The sequence below is a fragment of the Cellulosimicrobium sp. KWT-B genome, from assembly GCF_002127155.1.
Classification (GTDB): domain Bacteria; phylum Actinomycetota; class Actinomycetes; order Actinomycetales; family Cellulomonadaceae; genus Cellulosimicrobium; species Cellulosimicrobium funkei.
Genome location: NZ_NEDO01000008.1, coordinates 18,807 through 40,897, shown reverse-complemented (window position 1 = coordinate 40,897; position 22,091 = coordinate 18,807). Strand labels below are relative to the sequence as shown.

18 protein-coding genes are annotated in these 22,091 nt (G+C 74.5%); 6 read left to right on the top strand and 12 right to left on the bottom strand.

The genetic code is table 11. From position 1 onward, the window contains the following. Positions 1–20: 20 nt before the first annotated feature. Positions 21–1,754, top strand: coding sequence for an NAD(P)/FAD-dependent oxidoreductase (locus B9L22_RS19255; RefSeq protein WP_086151553.1), 1,734 nt, complete (start codon positions 21–23; stop codon positions 1,752–1,754). Between the two features lie 119 nt (positions 1,755–1,873). Here B9L22_RS19255 and B9L22_RS19250 read toward each other — a convergent pair whose 3' ends face one another. Both B9L22_RS19250 and glnA read right to left on the bottom strand, forming a co-directional pair. Beyond that, the gene (locus B9L22_RS19250; protein ID WP_086151552.1) at positions 1,874–2,791 is read right to left on the bottom strand and encodes a glycoside hydrolase family 19 protein; all 918 of its coding nucleotides are present in this window, start codon (positions 2,789–2,791) and stop codon (positions 1,874–1,876) included. Between the two features lie 178 nt (positions 2,792–2,969). Further along, positions 2,970–4,394 (bottom strand): type I glutamate--ammonia ligase, encoded by a 1,425-nt coding sequence (gene glnA / locus B9L22_RS19245; protein WP_021480398.1) that lies wholly within the window; start codon positions 4,392–4,394, stop codon positions 2,970–2,972. A gap of 262 nt (positions 4,395–4,656) precedes the next feature. Here glnA and B9L22_RS19240 point away from each other — a divergent pair, with 262 nt between their 5' ends. Then, complete coding sequence (locus B9L22_RS19240) at positions 4,657–5,133, top strand: RDD family protein (RefSeq protein ID WP_031315289.1); 477 nt, start codon at positions 4,657–4,659, stop codon at positions 5,131–5,133. 108 nt (positions 5,134–5,241) lie between these two features. Here B9L22_RS19240 and B9L22_RS19235 read toward each other — a convergent pair whose 3' ends face one another. The 5 genes from B9L22_RS19235 to B9L22_RS19215 all read right to left on the bottom strand — a co-directional run bounded on the left by B9L22_RS19235 (position 5,242) and on the right by B9L22_RS19215 (position 9,702). Continuing rightward, positions 5,242–5,985, bottom strand: a complete 744-nt coding sequence (locus B9L22_RS19235) for a DUF4191 domain-containing protein (protein ID WP_086151551.1) — start codon at positions 5,983–5,985, stop codon at positions 5,242–5,244. A 10-nt stretch (positions 5,986–5,995) separates the two neighbouring features. Beyond that, the gene (gene lipA / locus B9L22_RS19230; protein ID WP_031315287.1) at positions 5,996–7,006 is read right to left on the bottom strand and encodes a lipoyl synthase; all 1,011 of its coding nucleotides are present in this window, start codon (positions 7,004–7,006) and stop codon (positions 5,996–5,998) included. Between the two features lie 106 nt (positions 7,007–7,112). Then, a complete protein-coding gene (locus B9L22_RS19225; protein ID WP_086151550.1) occupies positions 7,113–8,435 on the bottom strand; it encodes an MFS transporter in 1,323 nt (440 codons plus the stop codon). A gap of 82 nt (positions 8,436–8,517) precedes the next feature. Next, positions 8,518–9,189, bottom strand: coding sequence for a lipoyl(octanoyl) transferase LipB (lipB, locus tag B9L22_RS19220; RefSeq protein WP_086151549.1), 672 nt, complete (start codon positions 9,187–9,189; stop codon positions 8,518–8,520). 9 nt (positions 9,190–9,198) lie between these two features. Continuing rightward, complete coding sequence (locus tag B9L22_RS19215) at positions 9,199–9,702, bottom strand: MarR family winged helix-turn-helix transcriptional regulator (protein WP_233140252.1); 504 nt, start codon at positions 9,700–9,702, stop codon at positions 9,199–9,201. Positions 9,703–9,722: 20 nt separating this feature from the next. Between B9L22_RS19215 and B9L22_RS19210 the strand changes: the two genes are divergently transcribed. After that, positions 9,723–12,101 carry an MMPL family transporter gene (locus tag B9L22_RS19210; RefSeq protein WP_086151547.1) on the top strand — a complete coding sequence of 793 codons (2,379 nt, stop codon included), beginning with the start codon at positions 9,723–9,725 and terminating at the stop codon, positions 12,099–12,101. Here the strand turns inward: B9L22_RS19210 and B9L22_RS19205 are convergent. Continuing rightward, a complete protein-coding gene (locus B9L22_RS19205; protein ID WP_233140250.1) occupies positions 12,014–12,727 on the bottom strand; it encodes an HNH endonuclease family protein in 714 nt (237 codons plus the stop codon). The genes B9L22_RS19210 and B9L22_RS19205 overlap by 88 nt on opposite strands. Positions 12,728–12,899: 172 nt before the next feature. Between B9L22_RS19205 and B9L22_RS19200 the strand changes: the two genes are divergently transcribed. Beyond that, positions 12,900–13,940, top strand: coding sequence for a Gfo/Idh/MocA family protein (locus B9L22_RS19200; protein ID WP_086151545.1), 1,041 nt, complete (start codon positions 12,900–12,902; stop codon positions 13,938–13,940). Positions 13,941–14,027: 87 nt separating this feature from the next. Next, a complete protein-coding gene (locus B9L22_RS19195; RefSeq protein WP_086151544.1) occupies positions 14,028–15,548 on the top strand; it encodes a hypothetical protein in 1,521 nt (506 codons plus the stop codon). Positions 15,549–15,624: 76 nt separating this feature from the next. On the opposite strand, the gene B9L22_RS19190 is transcribed toward B9L22_RS19195, so the two are convergent. The 3 genes from B9L22_RS19190 to lpdA form a co-directional block, all read right to left on the bottom strand. Next, entirely contained in the window at positions 15,625–16,518 is an 894-nt protein-coding gene (locus tag B9L22_RS19190; protein WP_086151543.1) for a TIGR01777 family oxidoreductase, read from the bottom strand. Between the two features lie 170 nt (positions 16,519–16,688). Further along, positions 16,689–18,506, bottom strand: a complete 1,818-nt coding sequence (gene sucB, locus B9L22_RS19185) for a 2-oxoglutarate dehydrogenase, E2 component, dihydrolipoamide succinyltransferase (RefSeq protein ID WP_086151542.1) — start codon at positions 18,504–18,506, stop codon at positions 16,689–16,691. Between the two features lie 30 nt (positions 18,507–18,536). Beyond that, complete coding sequence (gene lpdA / locus B9L22_RS19180) at positions 18,537–19,919, bottom strand: dihydrolipoyl dehydrogenase (protein ID WP_061269200.1); 1,383 nt, start codon at positions 19,917–19,919, stop codon at positions 18,537–18,539. Positions 19,920–20,134: 215 nt separating this feature from the next. On the opposite strand from lpdA, the gene B9L22_RS19175 reads away from it, so the two are divergent. After that, positions 20,135–20,491 carry a hypothetical protein gene (locus tag B9L22_RS19175; RefSeq protein WP_043658675.1) on the top strand — a complete coding sequence of 119 codons (357 nt, stop codon included), beginning with the start codon at positions 20,135–20,137 and terminating at the stop codon, positions 20,489–20,491. A gap of 84 nt (positions 20,492–20,575) precedes the next feature. Here the strand turns inward: B9L22_RS19175 and B9L22_RS19170 are convergent, their stop codons facing one another. Further along, entirely contained in the window at positions 20,576–22,081 is a 1,506-nt protein-coding gene (locus B9L22_RS19170) for a leucyl aminopeptidase (RefSeq protein WP_086151541.1), read from the bottom strand. Positions 22,082–22,091 lie beyond the last annotated feature (10 nt).

Genomic DNA, 22,091 nt, shown 5'->3' with positions numbered 1-22,091 from the left:
CTGACACGGGGGAGTCGTCCATGGCGGAGACCACGAACGGCACGCTCTACGACGCGGTCGTCATCGGGGCGGGCTACTCGGGCCTCGCGATGCTGCACCACCTGCGCGAGATCGGTCTGTCCGTGCTCGTCGTCGACGCCGCGGACGGGATCGGCGGCACCTGGTGGGCCAACCGCTACCCGGGCGTGCGGACCGACTCCGAGTACCTCGCGTACGCGTACTCGTTCTCGCGGGAGGTGCGCGACGAGTGGGACTGGTCCGAGCGCTACCCGCGCGGTGAGGAGATCCGCGCCTACCTCGAGTTCGTCGCCGACCGGCTCGACCTGCGCCGCGACGTCCGGCTCGGCGTCGCCGTCGAGCGGGCCGAGCACTCCGACGCGACGAACCTGTGGACCCTCACCCTCGCGGACGGCTCCCGGCTGCAGGCGACGTACGTGGTCTCCGCGACCGGCCTGCTCTCCCGGCCCCTGTACCCGGACCTGCCCGGGCTCGACACGTTCGCGGGGCCGGTCCACCACTCGGCCCGCTGGCCGCACGACGGCGTCGACCTGGCGGGCAAGCGCGTGGGTCTGCTCGGGGTCGGTGCCTCGGGGATCCAGATGCTGCCCGAGCTCGCGGCGGTGGCGGAGCACGTCACCGTCTTCCAGCGCACCCCCAACTACGTGCTGGAGACGACGAGCCCGGCCGTGACGGCCGACGAGCTCGCCGCCCTGCGCGCGCGCTACGACGAGGTCTTCGAGCGCGCCGCGCGCCACCCCTTCGGCGTGCCCATGGAGATCCCCACGCGGTCCGCGCTCGAGGTCGACGCCGAGGAGCGCCGCCGGGTGTTCGAGTCCCGCTGGGAGGCGGGCGGCTTCCGGTTCGCCAACGAGTGCTTCACGGACCTCGTGTCCAGCCCCGAGGCGAGCGAGCTCGCGTCCGAGTTCCTGCGCGGCAAGATCCGCGAGGTCGTCGAGGACCCGCGGACGGCCCGCCTGCTCACCCCGACGACGTACCGCTTCATGGGCAAGCGACCCCCGACGGGCCACGGCTACTACGCGGCGTACAACCGCGAGAACGTCGAGCTCGTCGACGTGCTGAGCACGCCGATCACGCGCGTGACGCCGCGCGGGGTCGTCGTGGGGGAGGTCGAGCACGAGATCGACGTGCTCGTGCTCGCCACCGGCTTCGACGCCATGACCGGGGCGCTCACGGCGTTCGACGTCGTCGGGCGGGACGGTGTCACCCTGCGCGAGCGCTGGGAGCGCGACGGTCTGCGCACCTACCTCGGCATCTCCGTGCACGGCTTTCCGAACTTCTTCATGTCGCTCGGGCCGCAGACGCCGCTGTCCAACCTCACGGTGCCCGTCCAGCGCGGCGCCCAGTGGCTCCAGCGCGCGCTCGCGTACGCGCGGGAGCACGGCGTCGACCAGCTCGAGGCCACGCCCGAGGCGGAGGAGTGGTGGCGCGCCGAGACGGACCGCGCGGCCCGTGCGACCGTCATGTACGAGGAGGGCAAGAAGGCGGGCGCCTGGTTCGTGGGCGGGAACGTGCCCGGCAAGCGCGAGGAGATCGCCGTGTACCTCGGTGGCGGGCACGTCTACCAGGACGAGTGCGCCCGCGCCGCGGCCGAGCACTACGCCGGGTTCCGTCCCGGCGCGGGGCTGCCGTCGTCCCACGTCGTGCGGTCTGAGGCTGACCCGGAGACTGCGCCCGACGCCGGCTCGGCGTCCAGGGCGGAGGACACGCCGGTGGCCGCCGGGGTCGGCGGCTGACCGGCGGGCTCGGCGGCTGACCGGCGGGTGCGGTGCGCCCCCTGCGTGCACCGCGCCCGCCGCTCACGCCGCCGGACGTGCTGCGGCCGACCGGCCGCCCACGCCGCGGTCCGGACCGCTCAGCAGGTCAGGCCCGAGCCCGGGGCCACGCCCAGCACCTCGGTGATCCGCACGTAGCGGTCGACGCGCGACTGCACCGACGCCGGGTTGCCGCCGTTGCACTCGAGCGCCCCGTTGAGCGAGTTGATCGTCTGGCCGAAGCCCGCGCCGGACACCATCGCCTGGTGCGACGTCATCACGCCGGGCCCGTTCTGGGTGTTCCAGTACCAGAGCGCGGTCTGCCAGGCGACGGACGGGTCCTCCTCGACGAGCCACGGGTCGTTGAGGAGGTCGATGCCCAGGGCGTCGCCGGCAGCCTTGTAGTTGAAGTTCCAGCTGAACATGATCGGCCCGCGCCCGTAGTAGGCCGTCTGGCCCGCCGGGCAGCCGAACGGCTGGGAGTAGTCGCACTTGATCCAGTAGTTCGCCTCGTTGATCTCCTTCACGTACCGGAGCCCGACCGACTCGAAGTCCGCGTGCGTGAGGAACGCCGCGGCCTCGCGCGTCCGGGTCTCCGGCGTCCCCGTGCTGGCGAACGCCGGGTACGCACCGAGCGCGTCGACGAACCCGTCGTACGTGTAGAACGGGTGCCGCTTCGGGAAGATCGCGTCGAACTCCGCGCGGCTCACCACGAAGTCGTCCCCGCCGCCCGTGCACCGGCCCGCGTCCACCCAGACGCTCGTCGACCCCGGCGTCTCGCGCTGGGTCCACCACCGCGCCGTCCAGTTCCGCCCGTGGTGCGACGCCGTCTTCCCGCCCGAGTACGCGGTCGTCGGTGACCACGTCGCGGCGCACGCGGGGGCGCTCGCGGGCTGGGTGGCGCTCGCGGGGGAGAGGCCCGTCCCCGCGCCCGCCGGGGCGGTGACGGACACGGCGAGGACCGCCGAGGTGAGGACGGAGACGACGGTGGTGAGGGCGCGCCGGAAGCGAGTGCTCATGAATCCCCCTGCTGTTGCGGGCGGCATCGTTACCGCCGCTCGCAAACGTAGCGCGGGGGTGCGCCGGCGACAAGGGCCTGCTCGTCGCACCACGCGGAACGGCGCCCGGCCGGCACCGAAGAGGTGCGGGTCGGGCGCCGTTCGCTGTCATCCTGGGCAGGGCCGCGAGGCCCTCCGATCAGATGTCGTAGTAGAGCTCGAACTCGTGCGGGTGCGGGCGCAGGCGGATCGGGTCGATCTCGTTGGCACGCTTGTAGTCGATCCACGTCTGGATGAGGTCCGGCGTGAACACGTCGCCCTGCGTGAGGAACTCGTGGTCGGCCTCGAGGTTGTCCAGCGCCTCGGAGAGCGAGCCGGGGACCTGCTGGATCTGCGCGTGCTCCTCGGGCGGCAGCTCGTACAGGTCCTTGTCGATCGGCTCCGGCGGCTCGATGCGGTTCTTGATGCCGTCGATGCCGGCGAGGAGCTGCGCGGCGAACGCGAGGTACGGGTTGGCCGACGGGTCCGGCACGCGGAACTCGACGCGCTTCGCGGCGGCGGACGAGCCGGTCACCGGGATGCGGATGCAGGCGGAGCGGTTGCGGGCCGAGTAGACCAGGTTGACCGGGGCCTCGTAGCCGGGGACCAGGCGGTGGTAGGAGTTCACCGACGGGTTGGTGAACGCGAGCAGCGACGGCGCGTGCTTGAGCAGGCCGCCGATGTACCAGCGCGCGAGGTCGGAGAGACCGCCGTAGCCCTTCTCGTCGAAGAACAGCGGCTTGCCGTCCTTCCACAGGGACTGGTGCGAGTGCATGCCCGAGCCGTTGTCGCCGAAGATCGGCTTCGGCATGAACGTGACGGACTTGCCGGCCTCGAACGCCTCGTTGCGGATGACGTACTTGAACTTCATCAGGTCGTCGGCCGCGTGCAGCAGCGTGTTGAAGCGGTAGTTGATCTCCTGCTGGCCTGCGGTGCCCACCTCGTGGTGCGCGCGCTCGACCTCGAGGCCGACCTTCTCCAGCGTCGCGCACATCTCGTCGCGCAGGTCCGCGAAGCGGTCGGACGGGGAGACGGGGAAGTAGCCGCCCTTGTAGCGCGTCTTGTACGCGAGGTTGCCACCCTCCTCCTCGCGGCCCGTGTTCCACGCCGCCTCGATGGAGTCGAGGTAGTAGAAGCTCGAGTGCTGGTTCGTCGCGAAGCGCGCCTCGTCGAAGAGGTAGAACTCGGCCTCGGGCGCGAAGAACGCCGTGTCGGCGATGCCGGTGGAGCGCAGGTACGCCTCGGCCTTGGCCGCGATGTTGCGGGGGTCGCGCGAGTACGGCTCGCCCGTGAACGGGTCGACGATGGAGAAGTTCACGACGAGCGTCTTGCGCTTGCGGTACGGGTCCACGAACGCGGTCTTGACGTCCGGCACGAGCTTCATGTCCGACTCGTGGATCGCCTGGAAGCCGCGGATCGACGACCCGTCGAACATCAGGCCGTCCTCGAACGCCGACTCGTCGAACTGCGAGACGGGGATGTTGAAGTGCTGCATGATGCCGGGCAGGTCGCAGAACCGGACGTCGACGAACTCGACGCCTTCGTTCCGCGTGAAGGCGATTGCCTCCTCCGCGTTGTTGAACATCCGTTGCTCCTTGATCGGGTGATGCCGTCGGGCTGCGCGGCGGACGAGCCGCTGACGTGGCGCCCACGAACCTAGGCCGGGGCGGTTTCCCTGCGGTGTACCCCTTGTTTCGGTCGTGTTACGTCCCGCGTCCCCGTGTGACGATCGTGCGACACGAGGGCGCGCGGCAGCCGACGTGGGGTCGGTGTGCCGTTCGGCACGATACCGCCGTCCGACCGCCGGCGGGCGGTCCCGTCCACCGCGTGGCACGTACGCTGGTCCCGTGGTTTCACGCGAGGACATGGGTTCGTGGCTCGAGGGCGCCCCGGGCGGTCAGCACAGCGGTCGCGGTGCGCGGCTGGGACTCCCGCCGGACGGCCCCGGCTCCCTCGCGACGCTCGGCCGGCGCGTCGTCGCGCTGGTCATCGACTGGGTCCTCGCGACCCTGGTCGCGTTCCTCTTCTTCCGGCCCGCCGCCCCGGGGTTCTTCGAGGGCATCTCGGCGCTGCCCGTCTGGTCGCAGCCGCTGGTCTTCGCGATCGAGAACGTGCTGCTCGTGAGCACTCTCGGATTCACCGTCGGCCACCGCGTCATGGGGATCCGCGTCCGGCGTCTCGCCGAGCCGGCCCGCATGGTCGGCCTCGGTCGCGGCGTGCTGCGCACGGTCCTGCTCTGCCTCGTCATCCCGGCGGTCGTGTGGGACGCCGACGGTCGCGGCCTGCACGACCGTGCCGCGGGCACGGTCCTCGTCCGCTCCTGACCCCGGGCGGCCCGGCGGCCGGATCCCCACCCCGCGCACGACGACGCCCGGCCGGCAGAGGGAAGATCCTCGCCGACCGGGCGTCGGTCGTGATGCAGGGGGTGCGCGTCAGCGCCCCTTGAGGCCCTTGCGGTCCGGGCGGGCCCGGGTCGGGTCGATCCCCTTGGGGATCGGCAGGCGCGAGACGCCGAGCGCGCGCAGGCGCTTGGAGACCTCCGCCGTCTCGGGCTTCGTGAGGGTCGGCTTCAGCTTCTGGACCGCGCGGGGGAGCTTGGGCAGCGCCACCTGGTCCTCGCCGTCGCCGACCTGGATCGTGGTGACGGGCACGTTCGGCAGCACGCGCGCGACGCGCTTGCGCTCGGCGTCGAGCAGACGCTTGGCGCGGTGCGGCGGGCCCTCGCTCACGAGCACCACGCCCGCGCGCCCGACGCCGCGGAACACGAGGTCCTGCGTGCGGGGGTCGATCGCGACGGGCTCCTCGTCGAACGTCCACCCGCGGCGGATCGTGCCGAGCGCGGCGCGCGCGGCGCCGGGCTGACCCTCGATCTGCTGGTAGGCGGCGCGCTCGGCGCGGCGCGTGAGGACGAACATCGCGCCCAGCGCCGCGAACGGGATGCCGACGATGAGCGTGTAGACCCACTGGCCCCACCACAGGCCGATGCCCAGCGCGACGGCGAGGATGCCGACGAACACGCCGAGCATGACCCACGTGACCGCCGGGTCCTGCTTGCGGGTCATCTGGTAGGCGGCCCACACCTGGTGGTACCAGCGCTGCTTCTTGGGCTTCTTCTGCTTCGCGACCTGCTCGCCGGCGGCGCGCGCGCCGGTGCTGTCCGAGTTCTTGCGGGCCATGCCGGTCAGTCTAGTGGGGTGCGCGGGCCAGCAGGCTCGCGGCCTCCTGGCGGGACGTCGTCGGCTCGGCGAGGTGCGCGAGCGCGGCGGGGATCTCCATGCCGCGTCGCGTCATGGCCTGGCCCCAGAGCCGCCCGGCGCGGTACGACGACCGCACGAGCGGGCCGGACATGACGCCGAGGAAGCCGATCTCCTCCGCGGCGTCCGACAACTCGACGAACTCCTCGGGCTTGACCCAGCGGTCCACCGGGTGGTGGCGCAGCGACGGGCGCAGGTACTGCGTGATCGTCACGAGGTCACAGCCGGCGTCGTGCAGGTCCTGCAGCGCCTCCTTCGCCTCGTCGATCGTCTCGCCCATGCCGAGGATGATGTTCGACTTGGTGACGAGCCCCGCCTCGCGCGCCCGCGTGAGCACGGACAGCGAGCGCTCGTACCGGAAGCCGGGCCGGATCTGCTTGAAGATGCGCGGGACCGTCTCGAGGTTGTGCGCGAGCACCTCGGGCCGGGAGTCGTTCACCTCGTCGAGCAGCTCGGGGATCGCGTTGAAGTCCGGGATGAGCAGCTCGACGCCCGTGCCGGGGTTGAGCGCGTGGATCTGGCGGACGGTCTCCGCGTAGAGCCAGGCACCGCCGTCGGGCAGGTCGTCGCGCGCGACGCCCGTGATGGTCGAGTAGCGCAGGCCCATCGCCTGGACGGACTCCGCGACGCGGCGCGGCTCGTCCGCGTCGAAGTCGGCCGGCTTGCCCGTGTCGATCTGGCAGAAGTCGCACCGGCGCGTGCACTGGTCACCGCCGATGAGGAAGGTCGCCTCGCGGTCCTCCCAGCACTCGAAGATGTTGGGACAGCCCGCCTCCTCGCAGACCGTGTGCAGACCCTCGCGCTTCACGAGCCCCTTGAGCTCGGAGTACTCCGGACCCATGGTCGCGCGGGTCTTGATCCACTCGGGCTTCTTCTCGATCGGCGTCGCGGCGTTGCGGGCCTCGACCCGCAGCATGCGCCGTCCTTCAGGTGCGATCGTCACGGGTGTCTCCCGGTCGTCGTGGCGAGTGAGCGCCGACGTCGCGCCGAGCAAACGGGCGGGCGGCGCACCGTTCGGGTGCGCGCCCTGGTACGACGCCGGACTCCGGTCAGACTACGCGCTCGCGCTCGTCGTCTCCCGCGCGTCGCTCACCCTGTGGACGTGACGTCAGCGACACCCCGGTCACGACGAGCAGGACCGCCGCGACGACCGGCAGCGCGAACGCGCTCGTCGTCGAGACGGTGTCGGCGAGCGTGCCGCCCCCCGACGCGCCGATCGCGACCCCGACGACGTTCGCGCTGGCCACGAGCGTCATGGCCGACGCCGTCCGCCCGGCCGGCGCGCGCTCGCCCGCGACGGTGAACACGGTGACCATGACGGGCCCGACGAACAGGCCGGTCGCCGCCACGGCGACGACGACGGCGGTCAGCGAGCCGCCCGCGGCGGCGAGCACGAGACCGGCGGTGCCGACGAGGAGCCCGGCCGCGAACGTGATCCAGCGGCTGCGCAGCCCCCAGCGGCGGGGGAGGGCGACCACGGAGAGCGCGGTGATCGCGGAGCCGACGCCCATGACGGCGTACACGAGGCCCGCGCTGCCGGGCACGCCCGCGTCGCGCGTGAGCGCGGTGAGCGCGGCCTGGGTCCCGCCGAACAGCAGCCCCATGGCGAGCATGCCGACGAGGACGACCGCCTCCCGCCGCACGAGCGCGGCCGTCCCGCCGTCCGCCGCACCGGCCGTCGTGGCGTGCGAGCCGGGGCCGTGCGGCGCGGTCGCGCGCGCCGTGGGGTGGAGCGCGAACGCGGCGCCGAACACGGCGATGCCACCGGCCGCGGCGAGCACCGCGACCTGGGGCGAGCCCGCGGACGCGAGGACGCCCACGAGGGCGGGCCCCAGGACGAAGCTCACCTCGTCGGCCGTGCTCTCGTAGCTCATCGCGGCCTCGACGGTGCGCGGCTCGTCGGCCGCGAGGCGCAGCCAGCGCACGCGGGCCAGCGGGCCGACCTGGGGAGCGCTCGCGCCGGTCGCCGCCGCGGCGAGCAGCACCGCGGCCGCGGCGCCCGGCGCGGACGCCGAGAGGACGAGCGCCAGCACGGCAACCGTCGCGACCGGCACGCACACGAGCAGGACCCGGCGCTGGCCGACGCGGTCGGCGAGCGCGCCCTGGGTCGGGCCGCCGAGCGCCGTCCCGAGCGCCGTCGCCGCGGAGGCGAGGCCGCCGAGCGCGACCGACGACGTCGTCGACGACACGAGCAGGAGCGTCCCGATCGTCAGCATGGAGAACGGCAGGCGCGCGAGGAACGCGACGGGGAGGAACGCGCGGCCCGCGAGCTGGGGGAGCCGGGCGTAGCCCGTGCGGACGGGAGCGCCGCCGGGCGGGGGAGGTGCGGGGGTGCGGGGGCGCGACGTCGCGCGCGCAGGGGTGGTGGTCATGCGGTCCAGGTCCTCGGGGTCGTCCGGCCGCGCGCCGACCCACCCGTACTCCGGCGCGCGAGGATTCCCTGGAGCCTCCAGCCTATCCCGCGAGCGCGGCCGGCGGGGCGTCCGCGGCGCCCGCGGCGAGCAGCGGGCCGAGCGCCGTCCCGAGCGCGTCGACGAGGAGCGGCGAGACCTCGGCGAGCGTGACCTCGCGGCCGAGCTCCGCCGTGAGCGACGTCACGTCGGCGTCCTCGATACCGCACGGGACGATCCGTTCGAACCGCGACAGGTCGGGCACGCAGTTCAGCGCGAGGCCGTGCATCGTCACGCCGCGCGCGACCCGCACGCCGATCGCGCAGACCTTGCGCTCGCGGCGGGTCTCGTCGGCCGCGACCCAGACCCCGCTGCGGCCCTCGACGCGCATCGTCGCGAGCCCGAGGCGGGTGCAGACCGCCATGACGGCCTCCTCGAGCGCCCGGACGTACGCGACGACGTCCACGGGCTCGGCGAGCCGGACGATCGGGTAGACGACCTGCTGGCCGGGGCCGTGCCAGGTGATCTTCCCGCCGCGGTCGACGTCCACGACGGGGGTGCCGTCGTCGGGTCGGTCGGAGCGGTTCGTGCGCCGCCCGGCCGTGTAGACGTCGGGGTGCTCGACGAGGATGAGGGTGTCGGGCCGCGTGCCCGCGACGACGTCGTCGTGCACCGCGCGCTGGAGGTCCCAGGCCTCGTGGTAGTCCGTGATCCCCGGCAGCGCGAGCAGGTCCATCGGGTCAGGCTAACGCTCGTCGCCCGGTGCGCGGGGGAGGGTCTCGAGGAGGGTGAGGAGCGCCGCGCGCAGGGCGGCGATCTGGTCGTCGTCGAGGCCGCGGGTCGCGAGGTCCTCCGCGGGGCGGCGGCGCGCCGCCGCGAGCCCGGCCGCGCGCCCGGCGTCGGTGATGGCCACGGCCCGACGGCGACGGTCGGCCGGGTCGTCGGTGCGGGTCACGTAGCCGGCCCGTTCCAGCCGCGCCACGATCCGGCTCATCGTCTGCTCGGTGACGCCCGACTCGTCCGCGAGGACGCGCTGGGACCGCGGTCCGGACAGCAGGTGCATGAGCACGGGGAAGCCGGCGTGGTTGAGGTCCCACTGCCCGAGGTGGGCGTTCCACTCCCGTTCGATCCGGCGCGCGACGGCGAAGAGCAGCCGGCCGGTGGCCCACTCCTGGGGGTCGCTAGGGGCGGGGTCGCCGACGTCCGGGTCGACGTGCGGCCCGGTGCGGTCCCTCGGTGCAAGCTCCAACGTGCTTTCCTCCCTCCACCATGGCACCATTACTCAGCATGCTGAGCAATCGGACGGGCGGGTTCCTCCGCGGACTGATCATTGTCGCAGTCATCGGTCTCTGGATGGCCATCGGCGCACTGGGCGGTCAGGCGCAGGGTCGTCTGAGCAGCGTGCAGACCAACGACGCCGCGGCGTTCCTGCCCGCGAGCGCGGAGTCGACGCGCGCCGCCGAGGTCGCGCAGGAGTTCACCGACTCCGAGACGCTGCCCGCGCTCGTCGTCGCGACGACCGGCGATGGGAGCGCGCTCACTCCCGACGACCTCGCGGCGCTCGACGCCTACGCGCAGGCCGTCCCCGCCGCGCCGCTCGAGGGGACGTCGGGCGACGAGCCCGCGACCGTGGGCGACGTCTCGATCGCCGACCCGGTCCTCGTGCCGTCCGAGGACGGGGAGGCCGCGCTCGTCGTCGTCTCGCTCGACGCGTCCGTCGCGTCGGACCGCATCGGGGCGGACGAGAGCAGCGTGAGCGAGCTCGCCGTCGGCGCGCTGCGCGAACTCGCCGCAGCGGACGCGGCCGACGGCGGCCTCGCCGGCACGTCGCTCGACGTGTGGGTCACCGGCCCCGCCGGGTTCGTCGCCGACCTCGTCACGGCCTTCGGCGGGATCGACACCGTGCTGCTGCTCGTCGCGCTCGGTGCGGTGCTCGTCATCCTCGCGGTCGTCTACCGCTCGCCGATCCTGCCGTTCATCGTCATCCTCACGGCCGTGCTCGCCTTGACGCTCGCCGGTCTCGTCGTCTACGAGCTCGCGGCGGCGGACGTCCTGACGCTCAACGGGCAGTCCCAGGGCATCCTCTCGATCCTCGTCGTCGGGGCCGCGGTCGACTACTCGTTGCTCGTGGTGGCCCGCTACCGCGAGGAGCTGCGCCTCGTCCGGTCGACGGCGACGGCGCTGCGCCGCGCCGTGCGGGCCTCGGTCGAGCCGATCGCGGCGAGCGCCGGCACCGTCATCGCGGGTCTGCTCTGCCTGCTCCTGTCCGACCTGTCGTCCAACCGCAGCCTCGGCCCCGTCGCGGCGATCGGCATCGCCGCGGCGTTCGTCGCCGCGCTCACGCTCCTGCCGGCGCTCCTGCTCGTCGCGGGGCAGCGGTCCCGCGCGCTGTTCTGGCCGCGCATGCCGCGGTACGACGCCGACCACGCGGCCCACGAGGCCGCCGTCGCGCAGGCGTCGCCCGAGGGCGAGAACAGCGTGAGCATCGACGGGCACGGCGTGTGGTCGCGCGTCGCGAGCTTCGTCGGGTGCCACGACCGGCGCGTGTGGATCGTCACGGCGCTCGTCCTGGCCGCGTGCGCGGCGTTCGTGCCGACGCTCGACGCCGAGGGGACCGGCGACTCGGAGGTCTTCCTCGCGGACGTCGACTCCGTCGCGGGCGAGGAGGCGCTCACCGCGCACTTCGAGGGCGTGTCCGCGCAGCCGGCGACCGTCATCGCGCCCGAGGCGGACCTCGACGCGGTCGTCACGGCGGCCGAGGGCACGGACGGCGTCGCCGCGGCGACGCCCGTCACCGACCAGCCCGCCGTCGCCCCCGGGGCGCCCGCGCAGGGCGACCCGCTCGTCGTCGACGGGCAGGTGCGCGTCGACGTCACGACCGAGGCGCCGTCCGACAGCCAGGAGGCCGTGGAGACGGTCTCGGCGCTGCGCGACGCCGTGCACGAGGTCTCGCCCGACGCCGTCGTCGGCGGCGCCGCGGCCGAGCGCCTGGACACCCAGCTCGCCGGGCAGCGCGACCTGCGGGTCATCGTGCCCGTCGTGCTGGTCGTGATCCTGCTGATCCTCATCCTGCTGCTGCGGTCCGTGCTCGCGCCCGTGCTGCTCATGCTCGCGAACGTGCTGTCGTTCGGGGCCGCGCTCGGCGTCGCCGCGATCGTCTTCAACCACGTGCTCGACTTCCCCGGCGCGGACCCGGCCGTCCCGCTCTACGCGTTCTGCTTCCTCGTCGCGCTGGGCGTGGACTACTCGATCTTCCTCATGACCCGCGTGCGCGAGGAGAGCCTGCGCGTCGGCACGCGGCGCGGCGTGCTGCGCGGGCTCGCGGTCACGGGGTCGGTCATCACGTCCGCGGGCGTCGTGCTCGCGGCCACGTTCGCCGCGCTCGGCATCATCCCGCTGCTCTTCCTCGCCCAGCTCGCGTTCATCGTCGCGTTCGGCGTCCTCGTCGACACCCTCGTGGTGCGGTCGCTCCTCGTGCCCGCCCTCGTGCACGACGTCGGCCGTCGCGCCTGGTGGCCGAGCGCCCTCGGGCGTCTGGACCGCGGACCGGGGGAGCCTGCTCAGCCCGCCGGGAGCGGCTCGGCCGGGCAGTCCGCCAGCACGCGCGCCATCGCCTCTGACTCCGACGGCGTGACCGAGAGCTCGTAGGCCGCCTTCACGGCGATCTGCCGGGCGACGTACGGGCACCGGAACGCGTGGTTCGGGGGCAGCCACGCCGACGCGTCGCGCGCGCCCTTCGACTGGTTCGCCGGGCCGTCGGACGCGAGCAGGTTCAGGGGGTCGTTCGCGAACTGCCGCCGCGTCTCGTCGTCCCAGGCGCGAGCGCCCTTGCGCCACGCGTCGAGCAGCGGCACGACGTGGTCGATCTGGACCGCCGCGCTCGTCGCGTTGCCGCGGCGGAAGTCGATCGTCTCGCCCGTGTACGGGTCGTCGAAGGTCCCGGTGCGGACCTCGCAGACGTCGCCGCGCGTCGAGAAGGTCAGGTCCGTGAGGTCGCGCGCGAGGATGTCGTTGCGGGTGTCGCACCCGTTGCCGTCGACGTCGGCCCACGCCGCGCCGAACAGCGCGCGCTCGTAGCCGGTGTCCGGCCCGGGGCCCTTGACCTCGAGGCCTGCGAGGGCCTCGAGCGCGCTCCCGGCGACCGGCTCCGGGTCGGTGTCCGCCGCGACGGACCGCTGGTTGATGACGTTCGCGACGACGATCGCGATCGCCAGGGCGATGAGGACGTAGCGCAGGACGCTCCGACGAGGGACCTGGCGGCTCGTGGTGCTCAAGGGTCGACCTTCCCGAAACCGAATCTCGGCCCGACCCCCGCGAGACGGTACGCAGCGCTCCATATCGGACCAACGCGCACATTCTGCCAGGTCGCCCGGAGTGCTCCGGCCCGCGCCCGACGTGCCCCGTGCACCCCCGGCGCCCGGCCGCGACGCCGCTAGATTGGTCGGCATGGACACCGCCGCACGCACGCTCAGGGTCGGGATCGTCGGGTACGGAGGGGCCGGCCGCGGCATCCACGCACGTCTCGTGCGCGAGGCCGGGCACACCGTCACGGCCGTCGTCGTGCGCTCGCCGGAGCGCCGCGCCGCCGCCGCCGAGGACTGGCCCGGCGTGCACCTGCACGACGACGTCGAGGCCCTCCTCGCCGACCGCGCGGCCTACGACGTCGTCGTCGTGGCCAGCCCGTCCGCGCTCCACGCGGACCACGCGACCGCGCTCGTGCGCGCGGGCGTCCCCGTCGTGGTGGACAAGCCGCTCGCCCTGGGCGCCACGGCCTCGCGCGCCGTCGTCGACGCCGCCGAGGAGGGGGGGACCCCGCTCACCGTCTTCCAGAACCGCCGGTGGGACCCGGAGCAGCTCACGCTGCGGTCCGTGCTCGACCGCGGCGACCTCGGCCGGGTCCACACGTTCGAGCGCCGCTGGGAGCGCTGGCGTCCCGTGCCGCAGCAGCGCTGGAAGGAGAACGACCTCGTCGGGGGCGGCCTGCTCCTCGACCTCGGGCCCCACCTCGTCGACTCCGCCACCCAGCTCTTCGGTCCCGTCACCGGGGTGTGGGCCGAGCTCCGCTCGCACACGACCCCCACCGAGGACGACGTGTTCCTCGTGCTCCACCACGCCCCGGACGCCGACGGGAACGCCGTCGTGAGCCGCCTCTGGGCGGGGTCCGTCGTCGGCGCACCCGGCCCGCGCACACGCGTGCTCGGCACGGGCGGGGCGTACGTCGTCACGACGTTCGAGAACGACGCGTCGCCCTTCGAGGTGTTCGACGACGCCGCGCCCGCGGGCACCCTCGGCTGGGTCACGCGCGGTCGCGAGCGCGAGCCCGTGCCGCTGGCCCCCGGCGGGCACGCGGACTTCTACCGCGCGGTCGCCGCGTGGCTGCTCGACGACGGCCCCGTGCCGGTCGACCCGCGCGACGCCGTCCGCACGGCCGAGGTGCTCGACGCCGCGCGCCGCAGCGCGCGGGAGGGTCGCCTGCTCGACGTGTGACGGGGTGCCCGGCCCGGACCCGGCCGGGGGCAGACTCGTCCTGTGGACGACGGCTCGCGCAGGCGTGTCGTGCGGTGGGATGGGGGCATGCCGTCGTCGTCCCGCCGCCCGCGCCCGCCCGGGCCGCCCGTCGCCGACCTCGGGCCGGCGCTCGCGGCGGCGGGGTGGTCGCTGCGGCGGGAGCCGGGTGCGGTCGGCGGGGCGGTCGCCCGTGACGCCGCCGGGACGGTGTGCGAGGTCGCGCTGCTCGCGGCGCCCGAGGATCCGGGGCCGCGGGCCGCGCTCGTCGAGCACCTGCGCGGGCTCGGCGGGGAGCACGAGCACCTCGCGGCGGTGCGCGGCGTCGTGGCGGCGGGCGGGTCGTCGCTCGCCGTCCTCGTCGACCACGTCGGCGGGCTACGCCTCGACGAGCTCGCCGCCGCGCGCGAGCCGCTCCGCGCGGGGGAGGCGGTGACGGTCCTCGTCCCGGTCGCCCAGGCGCTGACGGCGCTCCACCGCGAGGGCCGCAGCCACGGCGCCCTGGACGCCGCGTCGGTCGTCGTCGCCCCGGACGGCCGGACGGTGCTGCGCCCGCCGCTGGCGCCCACGACGGCGTCGAGCGCCGACGACGTCCGCGACCTCGCCCGCACGGTCCTCGGTCTCGTCCCTCCGCCCGCGTCGAGCCACCCCGCGCACGCGGCGCCGCCCGACCCCGACGAGGCGCGGGCCCTCGCCGCGCTGCACGCGGAGCTCGCCGTCGCGCTCCGCGACGAGCCGGCCGCCCGTCCCGCCGTCGGGACGTTCGCCGCGCGCTGCTACGACGCGGTCGAGCCGCAGCCGATCGTCATGCCGGACCCCGCGCGGCTCGTCGCCGGCGCCCTGGCGGGTCGGCGAGCTCCCCGCCCGGCGGTGCCGGGGCGGCGATCGGTCCGCGACGACGTGGTCGCGGCGTCCGGTCGCCGTGGGGTGCGCGGACCGCGTGGTTTCCCGGCGCGGTCGGCGCGGCCGTCCGGCCTCGGGCGCGGGGCGAGGGCCGGTGCGCACGCCCGCCGACCGGACCGGCGGCGCCTCCCGTGGTCCGGCCGCACGACGACGGCCCTCCTCGGCGGCGCGGGGCTCGTCGTGGCGATGGTCGTCGCGCTCGCGGTCGGCACGCCGTGGCCCTCGCCCGTGCGCGACGACGGTCCCGCGACCACCCGCACGGCGTCGGGCGCGGATCCGGCGACCGACCCCACGCTCGACCGGGCCGACCCGCTCGGTGCGGCGCGCACCCTCACGGCGCGGCGGCTGGAGCTCCTCGCGGACGGTGCGGGGGACCTGTCCGCGGTGGTGGTCGACGGTTCGGCCGCGGAGGCCCGCGACGCCGAGCTGCTCGCCGCGCTCGACGGCGTCGACGTCGTCGGGGCACGGGCCGAGGTCTTCGACGCCCGGCACGCCGAGCCCCGGCCACCGGATGTCGACGAGGGGCACGGGGACGAGGTCGCGACGGTGGCCGTGGACTACGCGGTGGCGGCCCACCACCAGCGCACGGTCGCGGGCGAGGTGGCGGTGCCCGCCACGCCGCGGACCACGGTCGTCCTGGTCCTGCGGTGGACCGACGCGGGGTGGCGCGTCGCCGAGGCGCGGTGACCTCGCCCACACCGCAGGGCGAGCCGTCGTCGAGCGCGCCGGGTGCCGTCCGCTGCCCGGCTGTGAGGACCGCCGGTCAGCGGCTCTCGACGACCTCGCGCGCGGCGTCCTCCAGGACGGGGTCGGACCACGTGAACCCGCTCGCCTCGAGGACGGTGGGCAGGGCGCGCTGGGAGCCGAGGATGTCGGACGCGAGCTCGCCGAGCGCGACGTGCAGGGCGAACGACGGCACCGCGAGCACGGCAGGACGGTGCAGCGCCCGCGCGAGCGCCCGGGTGATCTCGGCGTTGGTCGCCGGGTGCGGGGCGGACAGGTTGACGGGGCCGTGCACGGGCGCGGTGAGGAGGTGCTGCAGCGCGGCGACCTCGTCGCGCAGCGTGATCCAGCTCCAGTACTGCGTCCCGGGGCCGAGGCGCCCGCCCACGCCGAGCCGCAGGAGAGGCAGCAGCCGGCCGAGCGCGCCGCCGTCGGGGGAGAGGACGATGCCGGTGCGGGCGTGCACGACACGGACCCCTGCCTTCTCGGCGGGTGCGGTCGCGGCCTCCCACTCGCGGACCAGCCGCGCGAGGAAGCCGTCTCCGGACGCGGACGTCTCCGTGAGCACCTGGGAGCCCCGGTCGCCGTAGTACCCGATGGCGGAGCCCTGGAGCCACACCGGTGGCGGCGAGTCGAGGCCGGCGATCGTGCGGGCGAGCAGCCCGGTGGTGCGCGTGCGGGACGTGACGAGCGTCCGCTTGTACGCCGTCGTCCAGCGGTGGTCGCCGATGCCCGCTCCGGCGAGGTTGACGACGGCGTCCGCCCCCGCGAGCACGCCCGGGTCCAGCCGGCCGGAGTCGGGGTCCCACTCGTGCTCGTCCGAGGTCTGCGGTGCGCGGCGCACGAGGCGGCGCACGTGATGACCGTCCGCGCGCAGACGTTCGAGCAGCTCGGTGCCGATGAGCCCGTGCGAGCCCGCCACGACGATGTCCATGGGGGACACGCTACGGGTCTGCGGCGGACTCGGCACGGTCCGCGAGGCGTGCCCCTGGACGGAAGGGGAGGACGCGCGAGGGCCCCGACCGGGGTGCGGTCGGGGCCCTCGTCAGCGTCGCGCCGGAGCAGGCCGGCGCCGTCCGCGGCGGGTGCCGCGGAGCGGGTCCGTCAGAGGCCGACCTCGGCCTCGAACGCGCCCTCCTCGATGCGGTTCTTGATGGTGGTGAGGAAGCGCGCGGCGTCCGCACCGTCGACCAGGCGGTGGTCGTAGGACAGGAAGATGAAGCACGTCGAACGGATGCCGATCGTGTCGTTCCCGTCCACGTCCGTCACGACGACGGGGCGCTTCGTGATCGTGCCCGTGCCGAGGATCGCGACCTGACCGACCGGGACGATCGGCGTGTCGAAGACGGCGCCGCCCGAGCCGGTGTTCGTGATCGTGAACGTCGCGCCCGCGAGCTCGTCCGGACCGACCTTGTTGGCACGCGTGCGCGCGCCGAGGTCGGCGATCTTGCGCGCGATGCCGGCGAGGTTGAGGTCGCCCGCGTCCTTGATGACGGGGACGACGAGGCCGCGCTCGGTGTCGACCGCGATGCCTACGTTCTCCTGGCCGTGGTAGGTGATCTCGTCCTCGGCGAAGGTCGCGTTGATCTTCGGGTAGGCCTTGAGCGCCTCGACCGCAGCGAGCGTGAAGAACGGCAGGAACGTGAGGTTCGCGCCCTCGCGTGCCTTGAAGTCCGCCTTGGCGCGGTTGCGCAGGGCGGCGACGCGCGTGACGTCGACCTCGACCGCCGTCGTGAGCTGGGCCTGCGTGCTCAGCGCCTCGACCATGCGGCTCGCGACCAGCTTGCGCAGGCGGCTCGTCTTCTCGGTCGTGCCGCGCAGCGGGGAGACCGCCGGGACCGACGCCTTCTTCGGGGCGCCACCGGCCGCGGGGGCGGCCGGTGCGGCCGCGGCGGGCGCCGCCTTGGCCTCCTCGGCCTTGCGGGCTGCCTCGAGCACGTCCTCCTTGCGGATGCGGCCGCCGACGCCCGTGCCCGTGAGGGACGAGAGGTCGACGCCCTTGTCCGCGGCGAGCTTGCGCACGAGCGGCGTGAGGTACGTGCCGCCGGCCTTGGCGGCCGGGGCCGGGGTCGCGCCAGGAGCCGACGGCGCGGCCGGCTTCTCCGCGGCGGGAGCGGGGGCGCTCGTCGCGGGGGCGGGCGTCTCCTCCTGCGCGGCCTGCGCGGGGACGTCCGCCTCGCTCGCCGGGGTGCGCGCCTCGGTCGGCGCCTCCTCCTGCTTCGGAGCCTCCTGCTTCGGGGCCTCCTGCACGGGCTGCTCGGCCGGAGCGGCCGGGCCCCCGGCCGGGGCGGCACCGGAGCCGACGATCGCGAGCACGGCGCCGACCTCGACCGTCTCGTCCTCCTGGACGAGGATCTGCTGGACGGTGCCCGCGACGGGCGACGGGACCTCGGTGTCGACCTTGTCGGTCGAGACCTCGAGCAGCGGCTCGTCGACCTCGACGGTGTCGCCGACCGACTTGAGCCACCGCGTGACGGTGCCCTCGGTGACGGACTCGCCGAGCGCCGGGAGCTTGATCTCCTCGCCGCCACCGGCGGAGTCGCCGGACGGCGCGGGCTGCTCGGCGGGCGCGGGGGCGGCGGGCGCCTCCTGGGCGGCCGGCTGCTCCGGCTCCGGCGCGGCCTGCGGGGCCGGAGCCTCGGTCTCGGCCTCGGCGGGGGCCGGCGCGGAGCCGCCACCGCCCGAGCCGTCGCCGATCACGGCGAGGTTCGCGCCGACCTCGACGGTCTCGTCCTCCTGGACGAGGATCTGCTCGAGCGTGCCCGCGACGGGCGACGGGATCTCGGTGTCGACCTTGTCGGTCGAGACCTCGAGCAGCGGCTCGTCGACGGCGACGGTGTCGCCGACCGACTTGAGCCAACGGGTGACGGTGCCTTCGGTGACGGACTCGCCGAGGGCCGGCATCTGCACGTTCTCAGACATGACCTGCCTGGTCTCCTTCGATCGTTGGGGTCAGTTGTGGGCGTGCAGAGGCTTGCCGGCCAGGGCCAGGTGCGCCTCTCCGAGTGCCTCGTTCTGGGTGGGGTGAGCGTGGACCAGGGCGGCGACGTCCTCGGGGTACGCCTCCCAGCCCACGATCAGCTGGCCCTCGCCGACGAGCTCGCCGACGCGGGCGCCGATCATGTGCACGCCGACGACGGGACCGTCCTTGCGGCGCACGAGCTTGACGAAGCCGCTCGTCCCGAGGATCTTGCTCTTGCCGTTGCCGGCGAGGTTGTACTCGAGGGACTCGACCTGGTCGGCCCCCCACGTCTCGGCGGCGTCGGCCTCGGTGACGCCGACGGACGCGACCTCGGGCTCGCAGTACGTGACCCGGGGGATGGACGACTCGACGATCGGCGTCGGGTCGAGGCCCGCGATCTGCTCCGCGAGGAAGATGCCCTGCGCGAAGCCGCGGTGGGCGAGCTGGAGGCCGGGGACGATGTCGCCCGCGGCCCAGATGTTGCCGACGCCCGTGTGCAGGCGCTCGTCGACGATCACGAAGCCGCGGTCGAGCGTGAGGCCCTGCTCCTCGAACCCGAGGTCTGCGGTGCGCGGGCCGCGCCCGACGGCGACGAGCAGCAGCTCGGCCTCGAACGTCTTGCCGGACTCGAGGGTCACGGTGACCCCGGAGTCGGTCTCCTTGACGCCGGCGAACCGGTCGCCGAGCGAGAACGCGATGCCCCGCTTGCGGAACGCGCGCTCGAGCGCCTTCGACAGCGCCACGTCCTCGTTCGGCACGAGGTGGGGCAGCGCCTCGACGATCTGGACGTCGGCGCCGAACGACTTCCACACGCTCGCGAACTCGACGCCGATGACGCCGCCGCCGAGCACGACGACCGACTTCGGCACGCGGTCGAGCCGCAGCGCCTGGTCGGACGTGACGACCCGGCCCCCGATCTCGAGACCGGGCAGCGACCGGGCGTATGAGCCGGTGGCGAGCACGACGTGGCGGCCGGTGTAGCGGGTGCCGTCGACCTCGACCGTGTCCTGCGACACGAGGCGCCCGTGGCCCTCGACGTACGTGATGCCGCGCGAGGAGACGAGTCCCTGGAGGCCCTTGTACAGGCCGGCGACGACGCCGTCCTTGTACGCGTTGACCCCCGCCATGTCGATGCCCTCGAGCGTGCTGCGCACGCCGAACTTCGCGCCCTCGCGGGCGCCGTCGGCGAGCTCGGCCGCGTGGAGCAGCGCCTTGGTGGGGATGCACCCGTTGTGCAGGCAGGTACCGCCGAGCCGGCCCGACTCGACGAGCGCGACGTCGAGACCGAGCTGGGCGGCACGCAGCGCGGTGGCGTAGCCGGCGCTGCCTCCGCCCAGGACGACGACGTCGAATGGTGTGCCGGGTTCGGCCACGTGCGACTCCTTCAGCGAGGGGAGAGCGAGAGCGGGCGTCCACGGCACGACGGCGGGCCGGACGGGAACCGCTGACCCACGGTGCGTGAACGTTCTCCGGGAGCCATCTTGGCACCTCGGGGACGGGCTCCCCAATCGAAACCTGGGCCGTACGGCTGTGACGCTGGAGACAGCGTGCCCACCGTATGACCAGGGTCACGCTGTACCCTGCCGCTGTGCCCCGGCTGCCCAAGCTGTCCAGCCTGTTCTCCCGCCGTCCCGCGACGACCTCGTCGCCGGGCGGCGCCGCGGCCGCGCCGTCGGACGCCCGCCGCGCGACGCTCGCGCACCTGCAGGAGTTTGTGCGCACGCGCGTCGGCGTCGAGGCGTACGTGGAGCCGCCCACGCCGGACACGGGCGCGACGCTCCTGCTCATCGCGACGACGGGGGAGTGGACGCGACGGCGCGTCCCGGACGAGAAGACGGCGTTCGACGTCGCCGGCTCCCTGGGCGTCCCGGTCTACAACGTGCGCTTCACCGGGTACCCGCAGCGCATGCGGGACTGGAACTCGCGCCAGCGCAGGAGCTCCTGACCGGACCGCCCGCCGGGCGAGCAGGCGGTCCTGGTCCGTCCGGTCGCACGGACGGACCAGGACCACCTGCTCGGCGGGGCCGGGTCAGCGGCGGGCGCGGCCCTCGACCAGGCCCAGCAGGGTGCGGACGGCGACGCCCGTGCCGCCGACCGGGGTGTACCCGTGCGCGGAGCCCTCGTTGAACGCGGGGCCGGCGATGTCGAGGTGGGCCCACGGGGTCTCGCCGACGAACTCCTGGAGGAACAGCCCGGCGACGAGCATCCCGCCGAACCGGTCGCCGATGTTGGCGAGGTCCGCGACCTTCGACTTCAGCGACGCGCCCAGCTCCTCGGGCAGCGGCATCGGCCAGAACTGCTCGCCCGCGGCGTCGGCCGCCGCGACGACCTCCGCGCGCACGTCGTCGGCGCCCATGACCGCCGAGACGCGGTTGCCGAGCGCGACCATCTGGGCGCCGGTGAGCGTCGCGACGTCGAGCACGACGTCGGGCTTCTCCTCGACCGCCGCGACGAGGCCGTCGGCCATGACGAGGCGGCCCTCGGCGTCGGTGTTGAGCACCTCGACCGTCTTGCCACCCCGGATCGTGATGACGTCGGACGGGCGCTGCGCGGTGCCGGACGGCATGTTCTCCGCCAGGCACAGCCAGCCCGTGACCGCCACGGGCAGACCCAGGCGCGCGGCAGCGACGACGGTCTGGAGCACCGCGGCGGCGCCGGCCATGTCGGACTTCATCGCCTCCATGCCCTTCGCGGGCTTGATGGAGATGCCGCCCGAGTCGAACGTGATGCCCTTGCCGACGAGCGCGACCTTCGCCGCGGGGCGCGACGGCGTGTAGGCGACCTTGACGAGGCGCGGCCCGCGCGCCGAGCCCTGGCCGACGCCGACCAGGCCGCCGTACCCACCCGCGGCGAGCGCCTTGTCGTCGAGCACGGTGACCTTGAGGCCCTTGGCGCCGGACTCCTTGACGGCCTGCTTCGCGACGTCGGCGAACGCGGCCGGGTACAGGTCGTTCGGCGCCGCGTTGACGAGGTCGCGCGTCGCGTTGACGGCGGCGGCGACGACCGTCGCGCGCTCGACCGCGGCCTTCGCGGCGGCGCTGCGCGCGTTCGCCGCGAGGATCTCGACGGTCGCGGGCGGACGGCTCCCGGCCGACGTCGCGGCCTCGCCCGTGCGGTAGCGCGCGAACGTGTACGTGCCGAGGAGTGCGCCCTCGGCGACGGCGGCGAGCTGCGCGTCGTCCTCGACGGGCAGCGCGACGGCGACCGACGCGGTGCCGGCGAGCGCGCGCAGCGCGGCCCCTGCCGCACGGCGCAGCGCCTCGGCGCCGAACGTGCCGTCGGCCCGGCGGGCGCCGAGGCCCACGAGCACGAGCACGCCCGCCTTGAGGTCGGGACCGGCGGGGACCTTGCGGACCTCGTCGTCGGCGCCCGTGATGCCGAGCGCGGGTGCGAGGTCCTCGAGGGCGGCGACCACCGGACGGGGCAGGTCGCCCCCGACGATCGCGACGCCGTCGGACGTCGTGTGGGTGCCGACGACGAGCGCGTCGACCTTGGCACCGGCGGGATTCTTGCTGGAGACGGTCAGTTCAGCCACCCCGCGATGC

Bases quoted from the DNA above. Each gene is read 5' to 3' on its own strand.
- B9L22_RS19255 (WP_086151553.1), top strand. From the start codon at position 21: ATGGCGGAGACCACGAACGGCACGCTCTACGACGCGGTCGTCATCGGG.
- lipB (WP_086151549.1), bottom strand. From the start codon at position 9,189: ATGGACCTGCTCGCGCTGCCGGGGATCACGGACTACCACGAGGCCTGG.
- B9L22_RS19200 (WP_086151545.1), top strand. From the start codon at position 12,900: ATGGACACCGCCGCACGCACGCTCAGGGTCGGGATCGTCGGGTACGGA.
- B9L22_RS19250 (WP_086151552.1), bottom strand. From the start codon at position 2,791: ATGAGCACTCGCTTCCGGCGCGCCCTCACCACCGTCGTCTCCGTCCTC.
- B9L22_RS19195 (WP_086151544.1), top strand. From the start codon at position 14,028: ATGCCGTCGTCGTCCCGCCGCCCGCGCCCGCCCGGGCCGCCCGTCGCC.
- sucB (WP_086151542.1), bottom strand. From the start codon at position 18,506: ATGTCTGAGAACGTGCAGATGCCGGCCCTCGGCGAGTCCGTCACCGAA.
- B9L22_RS19225 (WP_086151550.1), bottom strand. From the start codon at position 8,435: ATGACCACCACCCCTGCGCGCGCGACGTCGCGCCCCCGCACCCCCGCA.
- B9L22_RS19235 (WP_086151551.1), bottom strand. From the start codon at position 5,985: ATGGCCCGCAAGAACTCGGACAGCACCGGCGCGCGCGCCGCCGGCGAG.
- glnA (WP_021480398.1), bottom strand. From the start codon at position 4,394: ATGTTCAACAACGCGGAGGAGGCAATCGCCTTCACGCGGAACGAAGGC.
- B9L22_RS19210 (WP_086151547.1), top strand. From the start codon at position 9,723: ATGGCACCATTACTCAGCATGCTGAGCAATCGGACGGGCGGGTTCCTC.
- B9L22_RS19190 (WP_086151543.1), bottom strand. From the start codon at position 16,518: ATGGACATCGTCGTGGCGGGCTCGCACGGGCTCATCGGCACCGAGCTG.